The sequence below is a fragment of the Mesorhizobium sp. M0615 genome (assembly GCF_040320805.1).
Lineage (GTDB): Bacteria > Pseudomonadota > Alphaproteobacteria > Rhizobiales > Rhizobiaceae > Mesorhizobium.
Window position 1 is genome coordinate 117,719 of record NZ_JAMYQI010000001.1, and the last position, 21,870, is coordinate 139,588.

The window sequence follows — 21,870 nt, forward strand, 5'->3', positions numbered from 1 at the left end:
CTCAACTTAAGTTGAGGTCAAGCGGAAAATCGAGATGGCTCCGGTAAAGGAATTGACGGTCGGCCAGTTGGCCATGCGCAGCGGCGTGGCGGTGTCGGCGCTGCATTTCTACGAGGCGCGCGGGCTGATCCGCAGCCACCGCACGTCGGGCAACCAGCGGCGCTATGGCCGCGACGTGCTGCGGCGGGTGGCGATCATCCGGATCGCCCAGGAGGTCGGCATCTCGCTGGCCGAGATCGGCGCCGCACTTGAATCGCTGCCAGAAGGCCGTACCCCGACGCGCGAGGACTGGAACCTGTTGTCGACCGGCTGGCGCGACGACCTCGATCGCAAGATCACTCAGCTAAAGAAGCTGCGCGACGGCCTTACCGACTGCATCGGCTGCGGCTGCATGTCGATCGACAAATGCCCGCTGCGAAACAGGGAAGATCGCTTGAGTGCGCAAGGGCCGGGCGCAAGGCGACTGCTTGTGGAATCCTAATCCGCCGCGGGCAGCCGCCGTATGGTGAATTCGATTACGTCGCCCGGCCGCTCGAACCAGCTTTCGATCTCGGTCCAGTAGGCCTGCTTGGGAAAACGCTCGAACCATTCCTTGGCCTTGAGCCGCGCATCCGGGCGCGGCAGGACGAAGGTCTCGCGCAAAAACCCGTCACGCGGCATGCGCTCGCGCTCGGCGCGTGAACGATCGAGCCTTTTCTTCAGGCCATGCAGCGGCGGTCTTGCCGGCGTGCGCATGAAAGAACTCCTGGGCCGAACCAGATGACACTTGACCCTTGCCCCTAAGAGATTAGGGATCGCGCCCGGAAAAGGCTAGTGGTCCGATTCCAACATTCGCCTCCCTAATCCCCAGGCGCCGTTGCGAATGTTGGAATCACAAGGACCACTAGCAAGTTTATGTTTCTGGTGGAGTTTTCGAATTTGACATTTGCATCGTGCCCTGCGCCACGCTGTGTGCAAATGTCAAATTCACTCCACTAGGTCCTTTGTCGGCCGCGACCGGAGACAGCATTTTGGAACGACCAGAAATACCGGCAGGCCTGCCACCCGACATCGAACAGAAGAAAATGAAGGCTAGGCTCTGGTTCGAGACGCTGCGCGAGCGCATTTGCACAACCTTCGAGCAGATCGAACAGGAACTGCAGGGACCACTGGCCGAATGGTCGCCCGGCAGCTTCGAGAAGACGCCGTGGGAACGCGACAATGGAAAGGGCGGCGGCGGCGCCATGGCGATGATGCGCGGCCGCGTCTTCGAGAAGGTCGGCGTCCATACTTCGACCGTCTATGGCGAATTCTCGCCCGAATTCAGGAAGCAGATGCCCGGCGCCGAGGAAGACCCGAGCTTCTGGGCATCAGGCATTTCGTTGATCGCGCATCCCTGGAACCCCAACGTGCCGGCCGTGCACATGAACACCCGCATGGTCGTGACGTCGCGCCACTGGTTTGGCGGCGGCGCCGATCTGACGCCGGTGCTCGACCGCAACCGCACGGAAGATCACCCCGACACGGTCGCCTTCCATCGAGCCATGCAGTTCGCCTGCGAGAAGAACGCTGCGATCGCCGACCACCCCAAATTCAAGGCCTGGTGCGACGAGTATTTCTATCTGCCGCACCGCCACGAGCCGCGCGGCGTCGGCGGCATCTTTTTCGACTGGCTGCATTCGGGGGAGGAGAAAGGCGGCTGGAATGCCGATTTGAACTTCGTCCAGGATGTCGGGCGTTCTTTCCTTGTCGTCTACGGACACCTGGTTCGCGCCCATTTCAACGAGAACTGGACCGACGACGACCGCGACGAGCAGCTCATTCGCCGCGGCCGTTACGTCGAATTCAACCTTCTTCACGATCGCGGCACCATCTTCGGCCTGAAGACCGGCGGCAATGTCGCTTCGATCCTGTCCAGCCTGCCGCCGGAGGTCAGGTGGCCGTAAAAAATCGGTGAGCGAAACGTGAGCCGCATTGACGTCCCATTCGCCGAATCTGGGCAGCCAATGTGGCATCGCCATTATCTTTTTCGTCTAATAGGCAATTGAAATAAAACGACTATTTGTCGTTTCGGGCCGGGAAGCGCCGGCGGTTCAGTCCCGAACCGCGACACGACGCTACCGGACGGCCCTGAACAAGGCGGAGCATTTTCCAAACGGATGCCCGCATTTCCAGGAGTATTACATGCGAAAGCTCATTGTTTCGGCAGCCGCCGCTGCCCTTCTCGCTTCCGGCTCGATTGCCTTTGCCGCGGTCAAGCACACCACGGGCACGGTCAAGACCTATGACGGCACGGCCATGAGCCTTGTTCTGGACGATGGATCCACCTTCACGCTGCCCCAGACCTTCAAGGATCCAGGCTTGAAGGCCGGCGAAAAGGTCCGCGTTTCCTGGGACATGAGCGGCAAGAACAAGGTTGCCGAGTCCGTCAAGATCGTGAAGTGATGGGGACAAGACCGAACTGTCTTGCCTTGGCTTAGCCTGACAAGAGGGGGCGGAGCAGCGCTGCTCCGCCTTTTTCGCCCCCACGGCAACCAAACTCGTGGAACCGTGTTATGCTAACTCCCCCGTGCGCGCCCCCGAAACTGACTGCTGTGACAGGGCGCGGAACAGAGATGGCGAGCTTCGTGTGCCCATGAGAGGCACAGGCTCCAAGGAGGAAAAGGAGAAAATCCCATGAAGGAATTCCATTGCGGCTCGCTGGTTCCCGGCTGTGAGTGGCACACGCGTGCCGGTGAGGAAGCCGAGGTCATGCGCCGCGCCGTCGACCATATGCGCGAGACACATGGCGAAACGGTCATCCGCGAGACGATGATCGAGGCGATCCGCTCGCGCATCGAGAAAGTTCGCGACGCGGCCTGAGCAGTCCTATCTGGCCTTCAAGGCTTCCGCGGCGCGCTCCAGCAGCGCGTCGCGATCGAGCGCAAAGCCGGACCCGATCCATTCCTTTTCCAGGTTTTTCAGGATCGCACCGAGTATTGGCCCCGGCGACGCGCCAAGCGCCGTCAGATCGCCGCCCTTGACTGGGAACACCGGTTTTTCCCATTTCAGCGCAAAAGCGAGCAGGCGCGAAAACCCGCCGGCCTGAACCAGCGCGTCATTGTCCTCGAGAGCCCGCGCTCGCGCCGACGCCAGCGACAGCCGCAGGCGATCGAGAAAACCCTGGCGCTCGCCGGAATAGAGTTTCTTGGCCAGTTCCGCTTCGCTTGTCTTGGGCTCGACGGCAGCCGTCAGCGCCCAGTGGCGCAGGCGCTCCGCCTCAGTGGTCGAAAGTTTCAGCCGCTCGGCCAGTGTCTTCATCCGCGCCGCATCGGGCGGCACGATCGCCTCCAGCCTGAGCAGCGGGTCCGGCGCCCAGCCCAGATCCTTCTCTGTCTTGGTCAGCCCATGAATGGCATCGATGCCCCATTTCTCGCTTTCCGGCAGGGCGCTGGTGAGCACGCCGGCCTGGCGCATCCACAGCAAGGCGCGCGACGGATCTGGGGCCGATAACAACTTCTTCAGCTCGGACCAGATGCGTTCGGCCGAGAGATGGGCGAGACCGTCCTTGAGCCGGGCGCAGGCCTTCAATCCCTCGGCATCGGGCCGACCCTCGCCATACCAGGCGAAAAAGCGGAAGAAACGCAGGATGCGCAGATAGTCTTCGCGGATCCGCTGCTCGGCATCGCCAATGAAGCGCAGCCTTCGTGCCTCGATATCGCCGACGCCGCCGACCAGGTCCACGACGGTCCCGTCAGCCTCCGCATAGAGCGCGTTGATGGTGAAATCGCGCCGTTCGGCGTCGGCCTTCCAGTCGCGGCCGAACGACACTTTGGCGCGGCGGCCATCGGTCTCGATGTCGGCGCGCAGCGTGGTGACCTCATAGGGCGCGCCGCCGGCAATCACCGTGATCGTGCCGTGCTCGATGCCGGTCGGCACCGCCTTGAAGCCCGCCGCCTCGGCGCGGCGAACGGTTTCCTCGGGCAGGCAAGTGGTAGCAACGTCGATATCGGCGACCAGCTGCCCAATCAGCGCATTGCGCACCGCGCCGCCCGCGATGCGGGCTTCCTCGCCGCCCTGCGCCAGCACGGCAAGCAGCCGCTGCAGATGCTTTTCACCCAGCCAGTCGGCTCTGCCCGCCAGCGATATCGGATCACTCAAGCATAGAGCCTTTCATAGAGCGTGCGGATGATGCCGGCGGTGACGCCCCAGATGCGCTGGCCGCCATAGGGCATATCGTAGAAGAACCATTCCAGGTCGTTCCACATGCGGCTGTCCCTGGTGTGGTTGGCCGGATCCATCAGGAACGAAAGCGGCACTTCGAAGGCGGCGTCGACCTCGTCGGAATTGAGCGACAGCGTAAAACCGGGCTCGACGATCGCCAGCACCGGCGCGATGCGATAGCCGCTGCCGGCGACATAATCGGGCATGCGGCCGATGATCTCGATGCGGTCATGGCCGAGGCCGATCTCCTCGAAGGTCTCGCGCAAGGCCGCTGCTTCCGGGGTCGCATCGGTGGGATCAATGGTGCCGCCAGGAAAAGCCACCTGCCCGGAATGGCTGCGCAGTTTTTCCGCCCGCTTGGTCAAAAGCACGGTCGCATCGCGTCCATGATCGACGACCGGGATCAGCACCGCGGCGTCGCGCAGCGCTTTGAGCTGCGTCAACCGTGGATGGCCGGGGTTGAAGCGATGATCGCCATAATCGTCGCCGGCATGGGCTTCAGCTTGCGCCGCGACCCGCGCGCGAAAATCCGCTGTGGAAAACGGCGGCGGCCTCACCTGATCCATCATGCGCTCAGCCGCTTCAGTTTTTCCGCCGGCATGATCGGATAGATTTCGCCTTTCGAGCGCACGGCAAACATCGTCTTGCCGCCGATATCGATCTCCTCGCCATGCTCGATTAGTTCGTACATCACCGGCCGCGCCACCAGCGCTTCCAGCCTCCCGCGCACCAGCACATAGGGCTTCAGGCCGCCGGTCTCGTTCTCGTCGACGAAGCGCAGCGGATGGCCAGGTCCGGCCTCGACGACATCGCCGACATTGGTGCGGAAAGTGATGGTCTGCTCGGCGCCGGCGCCGGAAACATCCATTTCAACCGCGATGAAAGGCGCGTCCACGACGCGGATGCCGACCCGTTCGACCGGCGTCACCAGATAGGTCCTGCCATCCTCGTCCTTGCGCAGCACGCTGGAAAACAGCTGCACCAGCGGCATGCGGCCGATCGGCGTGCCGAGATAGAACCACGTTCCGTCTTGTTTGATCTCCATGTCGAGATCGCCGCAAAAGTCGGGGTTCCAGCGCTCCACCGGCGCCGCGCCCTTGCCGGCGCGAGCCGCACGCGAGATCAACGCTTCGAGACCGCGCGCCTCGGTTGCGGCAGCAAGGCTGTGTTCGCGATGTTCGGAGCGCTCCGTCATGGTCACGAAATAGTCACTGTTGTTCCGCTTGTCAGCCTAAGTCTGTGATTTAAATTCATTCGTAGGCGCCAGGCGAAGCCGAATCGCGGCATTCTAAGGCTCTACAGTGCAAGCCGGTACTTCCAGCACAAGGATCGATGCGGCATGAGCGTAATGGTCAAGGAAAGCCCAATCAGCGAAAAGGACATGATCGCCCAGGCCGAGACGGCGCTGGCCGATATTTCCAGGGTGCGCGACGGCGTCGGCCGCGTCATTTTCGGCCAGGAAGTGGTGGTCGAGCGCACGCTGGTGGCGCTGCTTGCCGGCGGCCATGCGCTGCTGGTCGGCGTGCCCGGCCTTGCCAAGACCAAGCTGGTCGAAACGCTCGGTGTCGTGCTCGGCCTCGATTCGCGCCGCATCCAGTTCACACCCGACCTGATGCCGTCGGACATTCTCGGCTCAGAGGTGATGGAACAGGACGAGGCCGGCAAGCGCTCCTTCCGCTTCATCTCCGGCCCGATCTTCGCGCAATTGCTGATGGCCGACGAGATCAACCGCGCCTCGCCGCGCACCCAGTCGGCGCTGCTGCAGGCGATGCAGGAATATCACGTCACCATCGCCGGCATTCGCCACGACCTGCCCGCGCCCTTCCATGTACTGGCGACGCAAAACCCGCTGGAGCAGGAGGGCACCTATCCCCTGCCCGAAGCGCAGCTCGACCGCTTCCTGATGCAGGTCGACATCCTTTATCCCGAAATCGAGGCCGAGCGGCGCATTCTGCTGGAGACCACCGGCATCGAGGACGCCAAGGCGCAAAACGTGCTGCAGCCGGCGCGGCTGAGGGAAATCCAGACGCTGATCCGCCGTATGCCGGTGCCCGAAAGCGTCGTCGACGCCATCCTCAAACTGGTGCGTTCGGCGCGTCCCGGCCAGGGCAATGCCGAGACCGACAAGCATGTCGCCTGGGGTCCCGGCCCGCGCGCCAGCCAGGCGCTGACGCTGTGCGCCCGTGCGCGCGCGCTTTATGACGGGCGGCTGGCGCCGTCGGTCGACGATATCCGCGCGCTGGCCGAACCAGTGCTGCAGCACCGCATGGCGCTGACCTTTGCCGCGCGCGCCGAGGGCACGACCGTGCGCGACGTGGTGGCGAAACTGGCCAAAGGAATCTGATGGCGCGTATCGGCGAAGTCCAGGCACCGGCAGCGACGCGCGACGCGCTCGCCAGGGGCCGGTTGCGGGCTTCGCTGGTGCCGGACCTGCTGGTCGAGGCGCGCCGTATCGTCAACACGGTAATTGCCGGCTGGCATGGCCGCCGCAAGCGCGGCATCGGCGAGAATTTCTGGCAGTTCCGCCCCTATGTCGAAGGCGATTCCTCGCGCATCGACTGGCGCCGTTCGGCCCGCGACGACCACACCTATGTGCGCGACCGCGAATGGGAAGCAGCCCACACGGTGTGGCTTTGGGCCGACCCATCGCCCTCCATGCTCTACAAATCGACTGGCGCCAGCGTTTCCAAGGAATCGCGCGCGCTGGTGCTGGCACTGGCCATGGCCGAATTGCTATCTCGCAGCGGCGAGCGCATCGCCTGGCCCGGCCTGACCGATCCGTTCACCGCCCGCAACGGCGCCGAGCGCATCGCGGCGCAATTGATGCACGCCGCCGACCCGCCGGCAAAGCCTGACCTGTCCGCCATCCGCCGCTTCTGCGACATCGTCGTCGTCAGCGATTTCCTCGACCCGGTCGAGGAGACCATGGAATGGCTCGATGTGCTGGCGCGGCATGGCGTGCGTGCGCATCTGATCGAGGTTGCCGATCCGGCGGAGGAGACCTTTCCCTATGCCGGCCGCACCGAATTCACCGATCCCGAGACCGGCGACAAGCTGACCGCCGGCCGCGCCGAAATGCTCGGCGACGAATACCGCTTGCTCTACACCGCCCGCCGCCAGGAGTTGGCCAGCTGGTGCAAGCGCCTCGGCTGGAGCTACACCGTCAACCACACCGACCGCCTCGCTTCCGAGGCGTTGGTGCGCATCCACATGGCGATGACCGCCGATGGCGCATTCGTGGGAAAGGCCGGCGCATGAGCTGGCTGCCGCTCTCCTTTGGCGCTCCCATGGTGTTGTGGGGCCTGCTGGCGCTGCCGGTGATCTGGTGGCTGCTCAGGCTCACACCGCCCAAGCCGCAGTCCGAAATCTTTCCGCCGCTGAAGATCCTCGCTCGCGTGCTGAAGCGCGAGGAAACGCCGCAGCAGAGCCCGTGGTGGCTGACGCTGCTGCGGCTGTTGATGGCAGCCCTTGTCGTCGCGGCATTAGCCGAACCCGTTTTCAATCCGCGCGAAAAATTGCCGGCCGAGGGCGCCGCCCTGGCGCTCGTCATCGACAATGACTGGGCGAGTGCCGCCGACTGGGGCAAGCGCGTCGCCACCGCCCAGCGGCTGATCGCCGATGCCGGTTCGAACGGCGTACCGGTCGTCATCGCCTTCACCGCCGAAAAGCCGAACGCCGAGATCGGCCCCTTCGATGCGGCGGCTGCCCTCGACCGGCTGCGCGCCGCCAAGCCGAGGCCGATCCCGACCGACCGACCCGCTGTCTATGCCCGCGTCGCCGGCGTGCTGGAAACCTTGCCCGGCGCCAGCGTTGCCGTTCTCGCCGACGGCCTTGCGGCAAAAGGCGACGAGGCCGCCTTCAACACACTGCTGTCGAAAAACGCCGCCCGTGTCGTCTGGGCCGATTCCGACCGGCTGGCGCTGACTGGGCTCACCGGCGCCGAGAACGAGGTCGACGGCTTCGCCCTGACCGCCATCCGCGCGCCCGGCGACCCGGCGCCGGCACAAGTCACCGCCGGCGCCTTCGACGACAAGGGCCGCCGCATCGCCGACGCGACGCTGACCTTCGCGCCGGGTGAGACCACCGCCACCGGCACGATGGCGGTGCCGTTCGAACTGCGCAACGACTTCGCCTCGATCGCGCTCGACGGCGAACGCCAGGCAGGTGCGGTGCGCGTGCTCGACGAAAGCTCCAAGCGCCGCCGCGTCGGACTTTTATCGCAGGCCGAGGCCGACCAAGCGCAGCCGCTTCTGTCGCCGCTCTATTACATCAGGCGCGCGCTGCAGCCTTTCGCCGATCTGGTCGAACCGTCGAGCGTCGATCTCGCCGACGCCATCCCGCAGCTTCTCGACCAGAAGCCGGCGATGATCGTCATGGCCGATATCGGTACCATTCCGCCGCAGGTCCATCAGCGGCTGGTCGACTGGGTCGACAATGGCGGCACGCTGGTGCGCTTTGCCGGTTCGCGGCTGGCCGCCGCCGGCAATGACGATGATCTGTTGCCGGTCAGGCTGCGCACCGGCGAGCGCTCGCTTGGCGGCGCGCTGTCATGGACGACGCCGCAAGCGGTGACCGAATTCCCGAAGAACGGCCTGTTCGCCGACCTCGCACCGCCGGCCGAGGTCACGGTGAGCCGGCAGGTGTTGGCCGAACCGACGCCGGACATCGTCGAACGCACCTGGGCAACTCTTGCCGATGGCACCCCGCTGGTGACCGGGTTGAAGAAGGGCAAGGGCACGCTGGTTCTGTTCCACATCACCCCGGAAGCGACATGGTCGACGCTGCCGATCTCCGGCAGCTTCGTCGAGATGCTGCGGCGCATTGTGCAACTGTCGCGCAACCAGGGTGCGGCGGTTGCCAACGCTGAAGCCGCTGCTACGTCGCTGGCGCCTTATCGCATGATAGCCGCCGACGGCACTTTGGTGCCGCCGACGCCGGACGCACGACCGCTGGTCCCTGGCGCCGGCTCGCTGCCGGTGACGTTCGAGAACCCGCCCGGCCTCTATGGTTCGGAAACCGGCGTTTTCGCCCACAATCTGCTCGACCCGGCCACCGCCTTCGCGCCGCTGGTGCGCCCGCAATTCACAGTGCCGGTGACCAATATCCAGTACGCTTTCGATGAATCGCGCGACCTCAAGGGATCGCTGGTCACAGGGGCCCTTGTGCTTATGCTGCTCGACACGCTGGCGGTGTTCTGGATGGGCGGGCTGATGTCGCGCCGACCGCGCCGCGCCCGATCGGCCGCGGCAACGACGGCTGCGCTGCTGCTTGGCCTCGGCATGCTGTTTGGCCATGCCGACCTCGCCCGCGCTGACGACGCCAAGCCCGGCGATGCCGCCGCTATCGAGGACATTGCCAAAACCCGCATCGCCTATGTGCTGACCGGTGTGCCCGGTGACGATTCGATCAGCCGCGCAGGGCTCGAAGGCTTGACCCGCTTCCTGATCGAGAAGACCGCGCTCGAGCCGGGCGCGCCGGCGGGCGTCGATATCTCGAAGGACGAGCTTTCCTTCTATCCGCTGATCTACTGGCCGATCGATCCCTCCGCGCCGATGCCGAGCCAAGCCGCGATCGCCCGCATCGACGCCTATATGCAGCAGGGCGGCACGGTGCTGTTCGACACGCGCGACCAGTTCGCCAACGGCATCGGTGCGGATTCGGCGAGCCCGGCGACGGAACGGTTGCGCGACATTCTCGGCAATCTCAACGTGCCGCCGCTGGAGCCGGTGCCCGCCGACCATGTGCTGACCAAATCCTTCTTCATCCTGCCCGAATTTCCCGGCCGCTTCTCCGGCAGCCCGCTCTGGGTGGAAGCCTCGCTCGAGGCCAGCAACGCCGAGAATCGGCCGGTACGCGTCGGCGACGGCGTCTCGCCGATCCTGATCACCGCCAATGATTTTGCCGGCGCCTGGGCCGTCGACGAGAATGGTGACCCGCTTTTGCCGACCGTGCCATCGGATCCGATGCAGCGCATCTATGCGCTGCGCGCCGGCGTCAACATCATGATGTACATGCTGACCGGCAACTACAAATCCGACCAGGTGCACGTGCCGATCCTGCTCGAACGGCTGGGGCAGTAGGATGGCGGCATTGGCTAATTTCGTCTCGATCCTGTCTGGCGCCGGCGGCGCAGCCTCACCCTCCCCCTTGTGGGGGGGGTCGGCTCGCTACCGCAGCGAAGCGAAGACAGTGAGCCGGGGTGGGGGTGCAGCGCTAGCGCTCTGTCGCCTACCCCCACCCCGCTCCGCTACGCGGATCGACCCTCCCCACAAGGGGGAGGGTAAACGGTGAACTGGTCGATTTCCTTCGAACCGCTGCTGTCCTGGCCCTTGCTGGCTTTGGTGCTCGCACCGCTGCTGGTGCTGGCGGCTGTCGGCTTGTGGTTTCGCCAGCGCGGCGCGATCTTCCGCTTCGCGGCGCTGATTGCGCTGGGCGCAGCACTCCTCAATCCGGTCTTCCTCGACGAGGAGCGCGAGGCGCTGAAGAGCGTCGTTGCCGTCATCGTCGACCGCAGCCAGAGCCAGGATATCGGCGACCGGACCAAACAGACCGACGAAGCGCTTGCCGGTTTGCAGCAGCGCCTTGGCCGCTTCAAGCAGTTCGACGTCCGCGTCGTCGAGGCCGGCAAGTCGGAAGCCGCCGACGAGCGCACCGAGACCAAGCTTTTTGCAGCGCTTGAAGGCGCCTTCCGCGACGTGCCGCCCTCGCGCATCGGTGGCGCCATCATGATCACCGATGGCGAGGTGCATGACGCACCGGCCGCCCCCGACTTCAATGCGCCGCTGCACGCGCTGATCACCGGCAACGAGCACGAGAAGGACCGCCGCATCCGCTTCGAGAACGCGCCGCGCTTCGGCCTCGTCCGCAAGCCGCTCGACATGACCTACCGCGTCATCGCCACCGACGGCGAAACCGGCCCGGTCGATGTCCGCGTCTCGGTCAATGGCGAGCAGGTCGCGGTCGAAGAGGCGACCATCGGCCAGGCGATGCCGCTGCAGGTGACCATCCCCGGCGCCGGCCGCAACATCGTCGAACTCTCCATTGACCGCGAGCCGGGCGAACTGACCGACGCCAACAACCGCGCCATCGCGCTGATCGACGGCATCCGCGAGAACTTGCGCGTGCTTTTGGTTTCCGGCGAACCGCATGCCGGCGAGCGCACGTGGCGCAATCTGCTGAAATCCGACGCCTCGGTCGATCTCGTCCATTTCACCATTTTGCGGCCGCCGGAAAAGCAGGACGGCACGCCGATCAACGAACTGTCGCTGATCGCCTTCCCGACCCGCGAGTTGTTCGTCGAGAAGATCAAGGATTTCGATCTCATCATCTTCGACCGCTACCAGCACCGCGACGTGCTGCCGATCCTCTATTACGACTACATCTCCGAATATGTCGAAAAGGGCGGCGCGCTGCTGATTGCCGCCGGGCCGGAATATGCCGGCGACGCCTCGATCGCCCGCACCCCGCTAATGTCGTCGCTGCCGGCAATGCCGACCGGCGAAGTCATCGACAAGGCCTTCTATCCGCGCCTCACCGATCTCGGCCAGCGCCATCCGGTGACGCGCGGCCTCGACGGCTCGGCGACCGAGCCGCCGCGCTGGAGCCGCTGGTTCCGCACCATCGGCGTGCAGAACCCCGAAGGCGAAGTGGTGATGAAGGGCGCCGACAACCGCCCGCTGCTTCTGCTCGATCATAAGGGCGAAGGCCGCGTCGGCATGCTTCTGTCCGATCAGGGCTGGCTATGGGCGCGCGGCTTCGAGGGTGGCGGGCCGCATGTCCAGCTTTACCGCCGCATCGCCCACTGGCTGATGAAGGAACCTGAACTCGAGGAAGAGCGGCTGACCGCCGACGGCCGCGGCATGATGCTTGAAATCCGCCGCCAGACGATGAGCGACGATCCCGGCCCGGCGCAGGTGATCACCCCTTCGGGCAAGGCGCTGATCGTCAAGCTGGAGAAGTCCGAACCCGGCGTTTTCCTGGGCAGCATCGAGACCAAGGAGATCGGCCTCTACCAGATCGGCAATGGTGACCTGACCGCACTCGCCCATGTCGGCCCGGTCAACGCGCCGGAATTCTCCGACGTCGTCTCCACCGAGGACCGGTTGAAGGCTCCGACTGAGGCCACCGGCGGCAGCGTGCGCCGGCTGGCGGCCTCCTCCACCCTTGGCCAGCTCACCGGCAGTGTCGCCCTGCCCTCCATCGTCCCGGTCCGCGCCTCCGGTGCGGCCTCGGGCGCAGACTGGATCGGCCTGCGCAGCACCGACGACAGCGTGCTCAAAGCCGTCTCGCGCGTACCCCTGTTCGGCGGCTTCCTCGGCCTTTGCCTGCTGCTGCTGGCCATGGGCGCGATGTGGTATAGAGAAGGAAGGTGAGGATCCCTTCTCCCCGTCACTATAGGGGGAGAAAGACGCTCAACCTACTCCTCCGGCTCCGTCGTAAACAGCAGCGGGTAGCCCTTGGCCTTGCCGGCATCGGTAGCCCGTGTCGCCTTGGTCTCGGCGACATCCCTGGTGAAGACGGCAACGACGCAAACGCCGAGCCGGTGCGCGGTGATCATCACCCGGTTAGCCTGGTCTTCGCTGAGCTTGAACTCGCCCTTCAGCACCGTCACCACGAATTCGCGCGGCGTAAAATCGTCATTGATGAGGATGACCTTGTAGAGCTTCGGCCGCTCGGTCTGCGGCTTGGTCTTGGTGCGGGGTTTGGAACTGATTTCAGGCATCGGGAACCGGTATCGCGCGAGGGGTCGCTCTCACTTTGTCATGGGGGAAAGCCGTCGTCCATTTTGATCGGCGCGCCAAACCGGCTTCCCGGAAGTGCTGCCGTTCACAAATTTAGGAAGTGTATGCTGCGGTTCAACGGCCCTGGCGATTGGCGACGCGACGAGCCTGGAATTGCCGTGCGCTGGATGCCGCATCCGGCCTTGATCCGGCCGCCTTGTATTCGACCCAGGCGACCGCGAGCCAGCCGAAGAAGCAGGCCAGCGCCGCGCCGGTGATCACGGTAAGCAGCAGGCTTTGCCATGGTGTGATGTATTGCCAGCTGCTGGAGATTGCCGGTGCAAACAGCGACGGCTCCGTGCGCCCGCTCACCGGATCGGGCACCGGGCTGGCGGTAAACTGGACCAGCACCCTGACCATTGCCGAGGCGACAAGGCCGCCGATGGCCATCGAGCGCAGAATGGATGAAAGCCGCTTCTTCATGCGGGCTGTCCTACCGGACCGGCATTGCAAACGGGTTAAAGATCTGGGTGGCCGGCACCCATCAACGGGTAATCATGCTCTCACACGACAAGGCCGCTCCAGCCGGGGGGTGCTGGAGCGGCCTTGTTACAGACAAGCCTGTTGGCTGTCTGGATCAGGCCTTCGGGGCGTCCGTCTTGACGACCTTCTTCGCCTTCTTGTGCTTCTTGACGGGCTTCTTGGCGACAACCTTCTTCACCGGGGGCTTGGCGGTCGTGGTCGCCGGAGCGGTGGTCGTGGAAGCAGCCGGAGCAGCGGTCGTGGTGGCAGCGGCATTGCCCAGAGCCGGCATTGCGAAAGCGAGAGCGACGGCGAGACCGGTGGCGGAGAGGATGGACTTTTTCATGGCTTCATTTCCTTCTTTGTGCGGGTCGAGTTTCGAGTGTCACTGAACCGGGTCGATCGGTGTCACTCCAAGCAGCTTCAAAGCGTTCGCGAGCATCCGGATACCCTGTGCCTGTTTCTTGTTGGCGCAGAACCGGTTTCCCTTTCTTTGCAGTGCTTTCGCCGCGGTGACCTGCGTTGCCGCGGCATGGGTTTCGAGGGCTTCGTCTACCTGGCGATTGAGATCGATGCAGCGCTCGCTCCTTGTGATCGGCGTCACCTTTGCGGTTGTGGCTCCGATCGCGGCTGTGACGAGCGGAATGCTGAGCAGCGCACCCATCAAGCTGATCGTGAACCTGTGCATCGGTAATGTCCGTTACTCCGGAGACTTCGCGTCGCAGCCGATGTCCTGACCGCCACGGCACCCTTTATGCCCTTGATTCTTTTCGGGACTTTTTCCGGACTATAGAATTTTGTTTCTGGACTGTTTCTGGCAAATCGGCTTTGCGGGCGATCATCGCCGCTGGCCAACATGTGGCCAGAATTCTATCGTGTGGGTGACGCCACAGAAGCAGACTCAGAAGGCAGCCGCCGACCGGCCGCCAGCAATGACAGGATCGCCGTGAAATCCGATGCGCACATACTGATCGTCGACGACGACAAGGGCATTCGCGACCTGCTTCAGGAATTCTTCCAGAAGCGGGGCCTGCGCACCACGGTTGCCGCCGACGGCGTCGAGATGGAAGACATACTGCGCCGCACGCAGGTAGACCTGATCGTGCTTGATGTGATGCTGCCGGGAAAGAGCGGGCTGGAGCTCTGCCGCGACCTGCGCGCCAGCTACTCGACGCCGATCATCATGCTGACGGCGGTGACCGAGACCACCGACCGCGTCGTCGGCCTGGAAATGGGCGCCGACGATTATGTGCCCAAACCCTTCGATCCGCGCGAGCTGCTGGCCCGCATCCGCGCCGTTTTGAGGCGCAATGGTGCTGCTGAGCCGAAGCGCGCCACCACCAAGCAAATCTACCATTTCGCCGGCTGGACGATGGACTGCTCGCGCCGGCGGCTGATGGCGCCGGGCGATGTCAGGGTCGAGCTGACGATGGCGGAGTTCAACCTGTTGCAGACCTTCGTCAAAAGCGCGCAGCGCGTGCTCACCCGCGACCAGCTCATCGAGCTTTCCGGCGGTGACAGCGACTATTCCTTCGATCGCAGTATCGACATCCTGGTCAGCCGTCTCAGGCGCAAGATGGAAGACGACCCCAAGACGCCGAAACTGATCCTGACCGTGCGCAGCGGCGGCTACCAGTTCCTGCCCGAGACCACCTCCGAATGAGACGGTTCCTGCCGCAAACCCTGCCGGTCTGGGTTTTGCTCATCGTCATTGCCGGCCTGCTGATCAGCCAGGTCGCTACGCTCTATATCGTCTCGCGCGATCGCGCCGTCGCCAATGACGAGGTCGATCTCTACCGGCTTAACGACCGCGCCTATTCGCTGGTGCAGCTGATGCATGACGACACGCCGGAGCAGCGCAAGCTGACGGCCTCCGGTCTGTTCAACGCCACCTATGCGCTGACCGTGTCGGACACGCCCGCGGTCACCTCGTCGATCGCCGGCGACGACGAACTGGCCGAACTCGAGGACATCCTGGTCGGGCGGCTGTCGAAATTCGGCATCACCGACGCCCGCGTCCGACGCGATCCGGCAACCCAGGCAGCCAACGCGCCTGGCGGTGTGGCCGTGACCAAGGATGTCGGCGCGGTGGAGCGTGACCTGTTATCGCTGGCGGCCAGCTTCGCCCAGAGCGACAAGCTGACGGCATCTGTCCGCTTCGCCGACGGCCAATGGCTGAATTTCACCGAGCCCAACACGCCGGTCGGACCGATATTGAGCTTCGACAGCCTGCCGCTCTATTCGCTGATCGCGGCCCTGGTGGTGATCATGTCGATCTGGTCGCTGCGCCGGCTGACGGCGCCCTATCGGATGATGGAAACGGCGGTCAACCGGATCGGCACGGACCTGAAGAGCCCGCCGATCGCCGAGACCGGCAGCCGCGAAATCCGCGCCGCGGCCAAAGCCGTGAACGCCATGCAGGTGAGGCTGCGCGACTATGTCGAGGACCGCGAACATCTGGCCGCCGCGCTCGCCCACGATCTGCGCACGCCGCTGACCCGCATGCGGCTGCGCCTCGAACTGTTGCGCAGATCGACGGCGCGCGAGGCGCTCGCCCACGACCTCGCCGACATCGAGAGCATCGCCAGCTCCGTCATCGACTTCGCCACCTTCGAAGTCACCGAGGAGAAGAGCGAGCGGATCGATTTCTGGTCGCTGGTGGAATCCATCGCCGACAGTTTCGAGGACGTCACGTTCGACCATGACGGCGCCAGGCCGCGTGGCATGATCTGCATGGCGCGGCCGGTGGCGCTCAAGCGCTGCGTCAACAATCTGGTCCAGAATGCCGTGACCTACGGCAAGAAAGCCCATGTCAGCCTGCGGCAGTCGGACGGCACGGTCACGCTGGTTATCCGCGACGAGGGGCCGGGCATACCGCAGGCGCAGCTCGATCAGGTGTTCGGTTCCTTCGTGCGGCTGGAGCAATCGCGCAACCGCCAGACCGGCGGCCTCGGCCTCGGCCTGACCATTGCCCGCAACATTGCGCGTGCCGCCGGCGGCGATGTCAACCTGTCCAACCATCCCCGCGGCGGCCTGCTGACGGAGCTCAGCCTGCCGCTGGCGGCATAAGGCAGCAGACTAGCGTCTCGATGGGCTCCGGGGGTGGATCAACCAACCCGCCCTTGCAATAGTGCGGCCGCTCGAACAGGAGGAGATCGCCGCATGTTTTACGCCATCCTGGCCTATCACGTCGAACAGACCATCCAGTCCCTGACGCCGCAGCAGGATGCGGCGCTGATGCACGACCTGCTCGAAGTCAACGCCAGGCTGACCCGCGAAGGCAAGCTTGGGCCGGCGGCAAGACTGGGCGCGACCGCCGAGGCCGTCACGCTGCGCGGTCCGGGCGAAGGCACCGTCATCGACGGGCCGTTTGCCGAGACCAAGGAACAATTGCTGGGTCTTTATGTCCTCGACTGCGCCACGCAGGAGGCGGCGATTGCGGCTGCGCGCGACTTGCGCCGCGTGAATCCCTCGGCAGTCTACGAAATCCGGCCGATCACATTTTACCTTCCCGGCGTGACGTTTCCCGCTACGGAGAGCGATTTAAAGGAGGCCGCCAGTGGCTGAGAACTACCCCATGGCCGGTCAGGCAGAAGCGATCTCGTTGCCCAGGCGGACCGTTTCGGCGACGAGAAGGTCGAGATCCTCGCGCCGGGTCCGGTGGTTGTTGATCGCCACCCTGAGGCAATGCCGGCCTTGCACCGTGGTATCGGAAATGGCGGCGGTTCCGTCTTCCTGCAGCCTCAGCATGATCTCGGTGTTGAGCGCTTTCGCGCGCTCGCCATCGAGACCATCCGCGCGATAGCGGAAGCAGACGATGTTGATGCTGGTCGGCGCCGTCAGTTCGAGCGCTGACTCGGCCGCGATCAGCCCTGAGAGATACTGCCCCTGCGCAATGTTCTGGTCGATCAGGCGGCCGAATTTTTCGACACCGTGTTCTCGCAACGCCATCCACACTTTGAGTGCCTTGAAGCCACGTGTCGTCTGCAGGCCATAGTCGTGCAGCCATTGGCCGGAGGCGAGGCCGCGCGGTGTCGATTCCAGATATTCCGGCGTCACCGCGAAGGTCTTGCGATGCGCCGAGGCATCCCTGACCAACGCGCAGCCTGCCTCGAACGGCGCATGCAGCCATTTGTGCGGATCGAGCGCGATGGAATCGGCCCATTCGATGCCGGCGACGCGATGCGCATTCTCGGGCGCGATCGCGATCAGCGCGCCGATGCAGCCGTCGACATGGAACCAGAGATCCTCCTCATGCGTCAGCTTGGCCAGCGCCTGCAGATCGTCGATGGCGCCGGTGTTGACAGTGCCGGCATTGCCGATGATGCAGGCCGGCTTGAACCCGGCCGCGCGATCTTCCGATATCGCCGCCCGCAAAGCTTCGATGTCGATGCGAAGTCCGGCGTCGCTGGCAATGCGCCGCAGCGCCTTGTTGCCGAGGCCGAGCGCTTCCATCCCCTTGCGGTGACAGGAATGGACCTGGTCCGAGCCATAGAAACGCAACGGCTTTTCGATGGCTCCAACGCCGTGCTCGCGCACGTCGATGCCGGCCTTGGTGTTGCGCGCCACGGTCAGCCCGATGATGTTGGCCATCGAACCGCCGCTGACCAGCGTGCCGCTAGCCGAAGCCGGCATGCCGGTAATCTGCTTGCACCAGTCGACGACCTGTCCATCCATCAGGGCGGCGGCATGATTGCCGCCGCCGAGATTGGAGCCCTGGATTGCCGCCAGGAAATCGCCGAGCGCGCCGGTGAAGTTGCTCGACCCCATATACCAGGACCAGAAGCGCGGATGGATGTTGCCCATCGGATAGGGCATCACCTTGTTCACGACATCGCCATAGATGTCGGCAAGCGGGGTCGGCGATTGCGGCAGCGAGGCGGTGAAGAAATCCCTCACATCTCCAGGCATCTCCTGCCACACCGGCCGTTGCCTGACATCGCGCAGGTAAGCGACGGCATCGTCAACGATCCGATGCGACAGGCTTTGCACATCGGCCCAGTCCGAGGGGTCAAGCGTTTCCTCGGTACTGGTAGCCGAGTGTCCAGGCATCGCGTCCATGCAGATTGCTCCCGCGTCATCATGCCGGGAACTGGCAACCGGGCGTCGAGCGCGAGAGAGCAAGCTCTTCCGCATTCATCTCGGCCTCAATGCCATCGAACAGCGGCGTCGACATATAGCGTTCGCCGGTATCGGGAAGCATGCACAGGATCACCGATCCGGCCGGCGCTGTGCCGGCGATCTGGCGCGCCACGGCAAAAGCCGAACCGCCGGAAATGCCGGTGAAGATGCCTTCCTGCTGCGCCAGCGCCTTGGCCCATTTCATGCCCTCCGGCCCGGCGATCGGCATCACCTCGTCATAGAAGTTGCCAGCGATGGCCTCCTGCAGGACGTGCGGGATGAAATCCGGCGTCCAGCCCTGGATCGGGTGCGGTTCGAAAGCCGGATGGCTGGCGGCCGGCGCTCCGCCGGCGCCACGCATCTGCGGCTTGCCGCTGCCGACAAGCTGCGCATTGGCCGGTTCGGTGAGCACGATCCGGGTCTCAGGCCGCTCGCGGCGCAGCACCCGCGCCACGCCGGCGACGGTGCCGCCGGTGCCGTAGCCGGTGACGAAATAGTCGAGCCGCGAGCCGGCGAAATCGTTGACGATCTCGCGTCCCGTGGTTGCTTCATGGATGTCGGCGTTGGCCTTGGTCTCGAACTGGCGGGCCAGGAACCAGCCATTGGCTTCGGCCAGTTCCACCGCCTTCTTGTACATGCCGAAGCCTTTCTCCGCGCGCGGCGTCAGCACCACCTTGGCGCCCAGCATCCGCATCAGCTTGCGGCGCTCGACCGAGAAACTGTCGGCCATCGTCACCACCAGCTTGTAGCCCTTCTGCGCACAGACCATGGCAAGACCGATGCCCGTGTTGCCGCTGGTCGCCTCGACGATGGTCTGTCCTGGCTTGAGCGCGCCGGTGCGTTCACCTTCCTCGATGATGTTGAGCGCCAGCCGGTCCTTCACCGACGCCGCCGGATTGAAGAACTCGGCCTTGACGTAGATGGTGGCGTGCGCCGGTCCGAGATTATTGACGCGGATGACCGGCGTGTCGCCGATGGTGTCGAGAATGCTGTCGAACAGGCGGCCGCGGCCGGCCGTGGTTCTGATTTTCTGCTGATGCAACATGGGTAAACTCCTGGTTTTGGTCACGGGCCGGTTACACACCGGCGGTTTGGGCGACGAGGTTTCGACACCTTGCCGCACTACAGGTCCTTGACGTACGGCAGTGTGGTAAACACCACATTCGGCGCACAAATTTTGCGAGCCGGGTGCACTTTGTCGTGCTCGGTGGTAAAGCAGGGGCCGGCAGGTCAGCGTGGGAGCAGGCGTGGTATCTGGCGTGGAATCGAGCCTGGCGAGCAGCCATCAAGGTGTTGTCGTGCGCCTGTTTGGGCCGCCGACGATTGCGCGCGACGGCGTCCCGGTGGTCTTGCCGGCATCGCGCAAGCTGCGCGCGCTGCTGGCCTATCTGGCGCTGGCGCCCCATCCGGTCGGACGTGGCAAGCTCTGCGAGTTGCTGTGGGATATTCCAAATGATCCCAGGGGTGAGCTTCGCTGGTGCCTGAGCAAGCTGCGGGCCGCGCTCGACGAACCGGGCCGCCGCAGGATCGAAACATCGGGCGATACGATCGCGCTCGACCTCGACGGCATCTCAGTCGACGTTCTGGATGTCGCGGCGGCGGCTGCCGCAGGCATCGAAACGCTCGAGCCGACGCGACTGCAGTTGCTCTCCGACCTGTTCGTCGGCGACTTCCTCGAAGGGCTGGAGATCGACCGCAGCCCTCTCTTCAACAGCTGGCTGACCGCGCAGCGCCGCCGTTTCGGCTCCTGCTACGCGGCTATACTGGAACATCTGGTCAAGACGCTGCCGGCCGATTCCGAAGACGTCTCCGCCCATCTCGAAAAATGGCTGGAATTGACCCCGTTCGACAGCAGCGCCCATGTCGCACTCCTGGTGAGGCTGGCGCGGCGCGGCCAGTTCCGTGCCTGCGAGGACCATCTTGCCGCAGCAGCATCGCTCTTCCAATCGGAAGAGCTGGATTTCGGCCCCGTGCGCCAGGCGTGGCTTGCCATTCGCGCGGAACGTCACTGCGCCACTTTGCCGGCACAGCCTGCGGTTGCGCCGGTGGCGGGCCACAGTCCGATCGCGCTTGCCGCCACCGAAGCCGCGACGCCGCACAAGGCTGCGCTGGCCGTGATGCCATTTGGCGAAGACGCCGGCAGCGGCGTTCGTGGCGGGTTGGCCGATGGCTTGACCCACGACATCATCACCCGCCTCGCCAAGCTCAGGGACTTCTTTGTCATCGCCCGGGGCTCGGTCTTTGCGCTGGCAGAAAGGAACATCGCGCCGGAAGATGCCGGCCGAAGGCTGAATGTCGACTATGTCGCCACCGGCACGGTGCGCAGCTTGACCGGCCGCCTGATCGTCACCGTCGAGCTCGTCGAGGTCCGCACAGCCAGGATCGTCTGGGCCGAGACCTTCGAGCGCAAGCCCGACGATCTTTTCGCCGTGCTTGACGATATCGGCAACAGCATCGTGGCCTCGGTCTCATCCGAGATCGAGACCGTCGAGCGCAACCGCGCCATGCTGAAAGCGCCCAATTCACTTAACGCCTGGGAGGCCTACCATCGCGGCCTCTGGCACATGTATCGCTTCACCCGCAGCGAGAACGACCTCGCACGGCATTTCTTCGACATTGCTGTCAGGCAGGATCCGACCTTCACCCGCGCCTATGCCGGCCTCTCCTTCACCCACTGGCAGAGCGCCTTCCAGCGCTGGGGCGACCGCGACCAGGACAGCGTGCTTGCCTTTGAGGCGGCCGGCCAGAGCCTTTTGGTCGACGATCATAATCCCGCCGCGCACTGGGCGATGGGCCGGGCGCTGTGGCTACGCGGCGAGGGTGACGCGTCCGTGCTCGAACTGCAAAGAGCCGTCGACCTCAGCCCGAACTTCGCGCTTGGCCACTATGCGCTGTCCTTCGTGCATTCGCAGTCGGGCGACCCGCAAGCGGCGATCGGGTCGTCGGATCATTCGCGCCATCTGTCGCCGTTCGACCCGATGCTGTTCGGCATGCTGGGCGCACGCGCCATGGCGCATGTCCGCCTCGGCCAGTTCGACGAGGCAGCCGAATGGGCGCTGAAAGCGGCTGCCCGCCCCAACGCCCATGTCATCATCCTGTCGATCGCCGCTCACTGCCTGGCGTTGGCTGGGCGGCTGGACGAGGCGAAAAACTTCGCCGCCGCCATCCGCAAGACGCTTCCGGACTACCGTGCGGACGACTTCATCCACACCTTCCGCTTCGACCGGGATGCCACAGCCCTGTTCAAGCTCGGCGCCACGCGCATCGGTCTGGCTTAGAGCATGATCCCAAAAAGTGGGTACCGGTTCTTGGAAAAGATCATGCT

Annotated in this window: 22 protein-coding genes; 12 read left to right on the forward strand and 10 right to left on the reverse strand. The window is 64.6% G+C overall.

What is annotated here, in order from left to right; all coding sequences use genetic code 11:
• Positions 1–34 precede the first annotated feature (34 nt).
• Positions 35–481: a redox-sensitive transcriptional activator SoxR gene (gene soxR / locus NKI46_RS00630; RefSeq protein WP_023691595.1), complete on the forward strand. Its 447-nt coding sequence runs from the start codon at positions 35–37 to the stop codon at positions 479–481.
• Here soxR and NKI46_RS00635 read toward each other — a convergent pair.
• Positions 478–735 carry a hypothetical protein gene (locus tag NKI46_RS00635; RefSeq protein WP_023683688.1) on the reverse strand — a complete coding sequence of 86 codons (258 nt, stop codon included), beginning with the start codon at positions 733–735 and terminating at the stop codon, positions 478–480. The genes soxR and NKI46_RS00635 overlap by 4 nt on opposite strands.
• 275 nt (positions 736–1,010) lie before the next feature.
• Between NKI46_RS00635 and hemF the strand changes: the two genes are divergently transcribed.
• From hemF to NKI46_RS00650, 3 genes are all read left to right on the forward strand, one after another.
• Positions 1,011–1,925, forward strand: a complete 915-nt coding sequence (hemF, locus tag NKI46_RS00640) for an oxygen-dependent coproporphyrinogen oxidase (RefSeq protein ID WP_023695814.1) — start codon at positions 1,011–1,013, stop codon at positions 1,923–1,925.
• Positions 1,926–2,163: 238 nt separating this feature from the next.
• Complete coding sequence (locus NKI46_RS00645) at positions 2,164–2,424, forward strand: DUF1344 domain-containing protein (RefSeq protein ID WP_023691597.1); 261 nt, start codon at positions 2,164–2,166, stop codon at positions 2,422–2,424.
• A 231-nt stretch (positions 2,425–2,655) separates the two neighbouring features.
• Positions 2,656–2,841 (forward strand): DUF1059 domain-containing protein, encoded by a 186-nt coding sequence (locus NKI46_RS00650; protein WP_023670013.1) that lies wholly within the window; start codon positions 2,656–2,658, stop codon positions 2,839–2,841.
• A gap of 6 nt (positions 2,842–2,847) precedes the next feature.
• Here NKI46_RS00650 and NKI46_RS00655 read toward each other — a convergent pair whose 3' ends face one another.
• From NKI46_RS00655 to NKI46_RS00665, 3 genes are read right to left on the reverse strand one after another with little or no spacing between them, the layout of a single operon-like run.
• Positions 2,848–4,119 carry a CCA tRNA nucleotidyltransferase gene (locus NKI46_RS00655; RefSeq protein WP_031199225.1) on the reverse strand — a complete coding sequence of 424 codons (1,272 nt, stop codon included), beginning with the start codon at positions 4,117–4,119 and terminating at the stop codon, positions 2,848–2,850.
• A complete protein-coding gene (locus NKI46_RS00660) occupies positions 4,116–4,748 on the reverse strand; it encodes a CoA pyrophosphatase (protein ID WP_023683684.1) in 633 nt (210 codons plus the stop codon). Before NKI46_RS00660 ends, NKI46_RS00655 begins: the two co-directional genes overlap by 4 nt.
• Positions 4,748–5,377, reverse strand: coding sequence for a DUF1285 domain-containing protein (locus NKI46_RS00665; RefSeq protein WP_352744627.1), 630 nt, complete (start codon positions 5,375–5,377; stop codon positions 4,748–4,750). Before NKI46_RS00665 ends, NKI46_RS00660 begins: the two co-directional genes overlap by 1 nt.
• Before the next feature lie 144 nt (positions 5,378–5,521).
• On the opposite strand from NKI46_RS00665, the gene NKI46_RS00670 reads away from it, so the two are divergent.
• From NKI46_RS00670 to NKI46_RS00685, 4 genes are all read left to right on the forward strand, one after another.
• Complete coding sequence (locus NKI46_RS00670) at positions 5,522–6,526, forward strand: AAA family ATPase (RefSeq protein WP_023670009.1); 1,005 nt, start codon at positions 5,522–5,524, stop codon at positions 6,524–6,526.
• Entirely contained in the window at positions 6,526–7,440 is a 915-nt protein-coding gene (locus NKI46_RS00675) for a DUF58 domain-containing protein (RefSeq protein WP_352744271.1), read from the forward strand. The genes NKI46_RS00670 and NKI46_RS00675 overlap by 1 nt, the downstream gene beginning before the upstream one ends.
• The gene (locus NKI46_RS00680; protein WP_352744274.1) at positions 7,437–10,262 is read left to right on the forward strand and encodes a DUF4159 domain-containing protein; all 2,826 of its coding nucleotides are present in this window, start codon (positions 7,437–7,439) and stop codon (positions 10,260–10,262) included. Before NKI46_RS00675 ends, NKI46_RS00680 begins: the two co-directional genes overlap by 4 nt.
• A gap of 207 nt (positions 10,263–10,469) precedes the next feature.
• Positions 10,470–12,554: a hypothetical protein gene (locus NKI46_RS00685; RefSeq protein WP_352744276.1), complete on the forward strand. Its 2,085-nt coding sequence runs from the start codon at positions 10,470–10,472 to the stop codon at positions 12,552–12,554.
• 44 nt (positions 12,555–12,598) lie between these two features.
• On the opposite strand, the gene clpS is transcribed toward NKI46_RS00685, so the two are convergent.
• From clpS to NKI46_RS00705, 4 genes are all read right to left on the reverse strand, one after another.
• Positions 12,599–12,904, reverse strand: coding sequence for an ATP-dependent Clp protease adapter ClpS (gene clpS, locus NKI46_RS00690; protein ID WP_023705923.1), 306 nt, complete (start codon positions 12,902–12,904; stop codon positions 12,599–12,601).
• Positions 12,905–13,037: 133 nt separating this feature from the next.
• Positions 13,038–13,385, reverse strand: coding sequence for a hypothetical protein (locus tag NKI46_RS00695; protein WP_023728268.1), 348 nt, complete (start codon positions 13,383–13,385; stop codon positions 13,038–13,040).
• A gap of 154 nt (positions 13,386–13,539) precedes the next feature.
• Positions 13,540–13,770 carry a hypothetical protein gene (locus NKI46_RS00700; protein WP_023670004.1) on the reverse strand — a complete coding sequence of 77 codons (231 nt, stop codon included), beginning with the start codon at positions 13,768–13,770 and terminating at the stop codon, positions 13,540–13,542.
• A 39-nt stretch (positions 13,771–13,809) separates the two neighbouring features.
• Entirely contained in the window at positions 13,810–14,112 is a 303-nt protein-coding gene (locus tag NKI46_RS00705; protein WP_023705925.1) for a hypothetical protein, read from the reverse strand.
• A gap of 258 nt (positions 14,113–14,370) precedes the next feature.
• Between NKI46_RS00705 and NKI46_RS00710 the strand changes: the two genes are divergently transcribed.
• From NKI46_RS00710 to NKI46_RS00720, 3 genes are all read left to right on the forward strand, one after another.
• Positions 14,371–15,087 carry a response regulator gene (locus NKI46_RS00710; protein WP_023670002.1) on the forward strand — a complete coding sequence of 239 codons (717 nt, stop codon included), beginning with the start codon at positions 14,371–14,373 and terminating at the stop codon, positions 15,085–15,087.
• The gene (locus NKI46_RS00715; protein ID WP_023670001.1) at positions 15,084–16,493 is read left to right on the forward strand and encodes an ATP-binding protein; all 1,410 of its coding nucleotides are present in this window, start codon (positions 15,084–15,086) and stop codon (positions 16,491–16,493) included. The genes NKI46_RS00710 and NKI46_RS00715 overlap by 4 nt, the downstream gene beginning before the upstream one ends.
• A 93-nt stretch (positions 16,494–16,586) precedes the next feature.
• Complete coding sequence (locus NKI46_RS00720) at positions 16,587–16,991, forward strand: YciI family protein (RefSeq protein WP_352744280.1); 405 nt, start codon at positions 16,587–16,589, stop codon at positions 16,989–16,991.
• Positions 16,992–17,009: 18 nt separating this feature from the next.
• On the opposite strand, the gene NKI46_RS00725 is transcribed toward NKI46_RS00720, so the two are convergent.
• Together NKI46_RS00725 and NKI46_RS00730 are read right to left on the reverse strand one after the other, a co-directional pair.
• Positions 17,010–18,485, reverse strand: a complete 1,476-nt coding sequence (locus NKI46_RS00725) for a pyridoxal phosphate-dependent decarboxylase family protein (RefSeq protein ID WP_352744283.1) — start codon at positions 18,483–18,485, stop codon at positions 17,010–17,012.
• Positions 18,486–18,504: 19 nt separating this feature from the next.
• Positions 18,505–19,590: a PLP-dependent cysteine synthase family protein gene (locus tag NKI46_RS00730; RefSeq protein WP_023825370.1), complete on the reverse strand. Its 1,086-nt coding sequence runs from the start codon at positions 19,588–19,590 to the stop codon at positions 18,505–18,507.
• Between the two features lie 202 nt (positions 19,591–19,792).
• On the opposite strand from NKI46_RS00730, the gene NKI46_RS00735 reads away from it, so the two are divergent.
• Positions 19,793–21,823 (forward strand): transcriptional regulator, encoded by a 2,031-nt coding sequence (locus NKI46_RS00735; protein ID WP_050593095.1) that lies wholly within the window; start codon positions 19,793–19,795, stop codon positions 21,821–21,823.
• Positions 21,824–21,870: the final 47 nt, after the last annotated feature.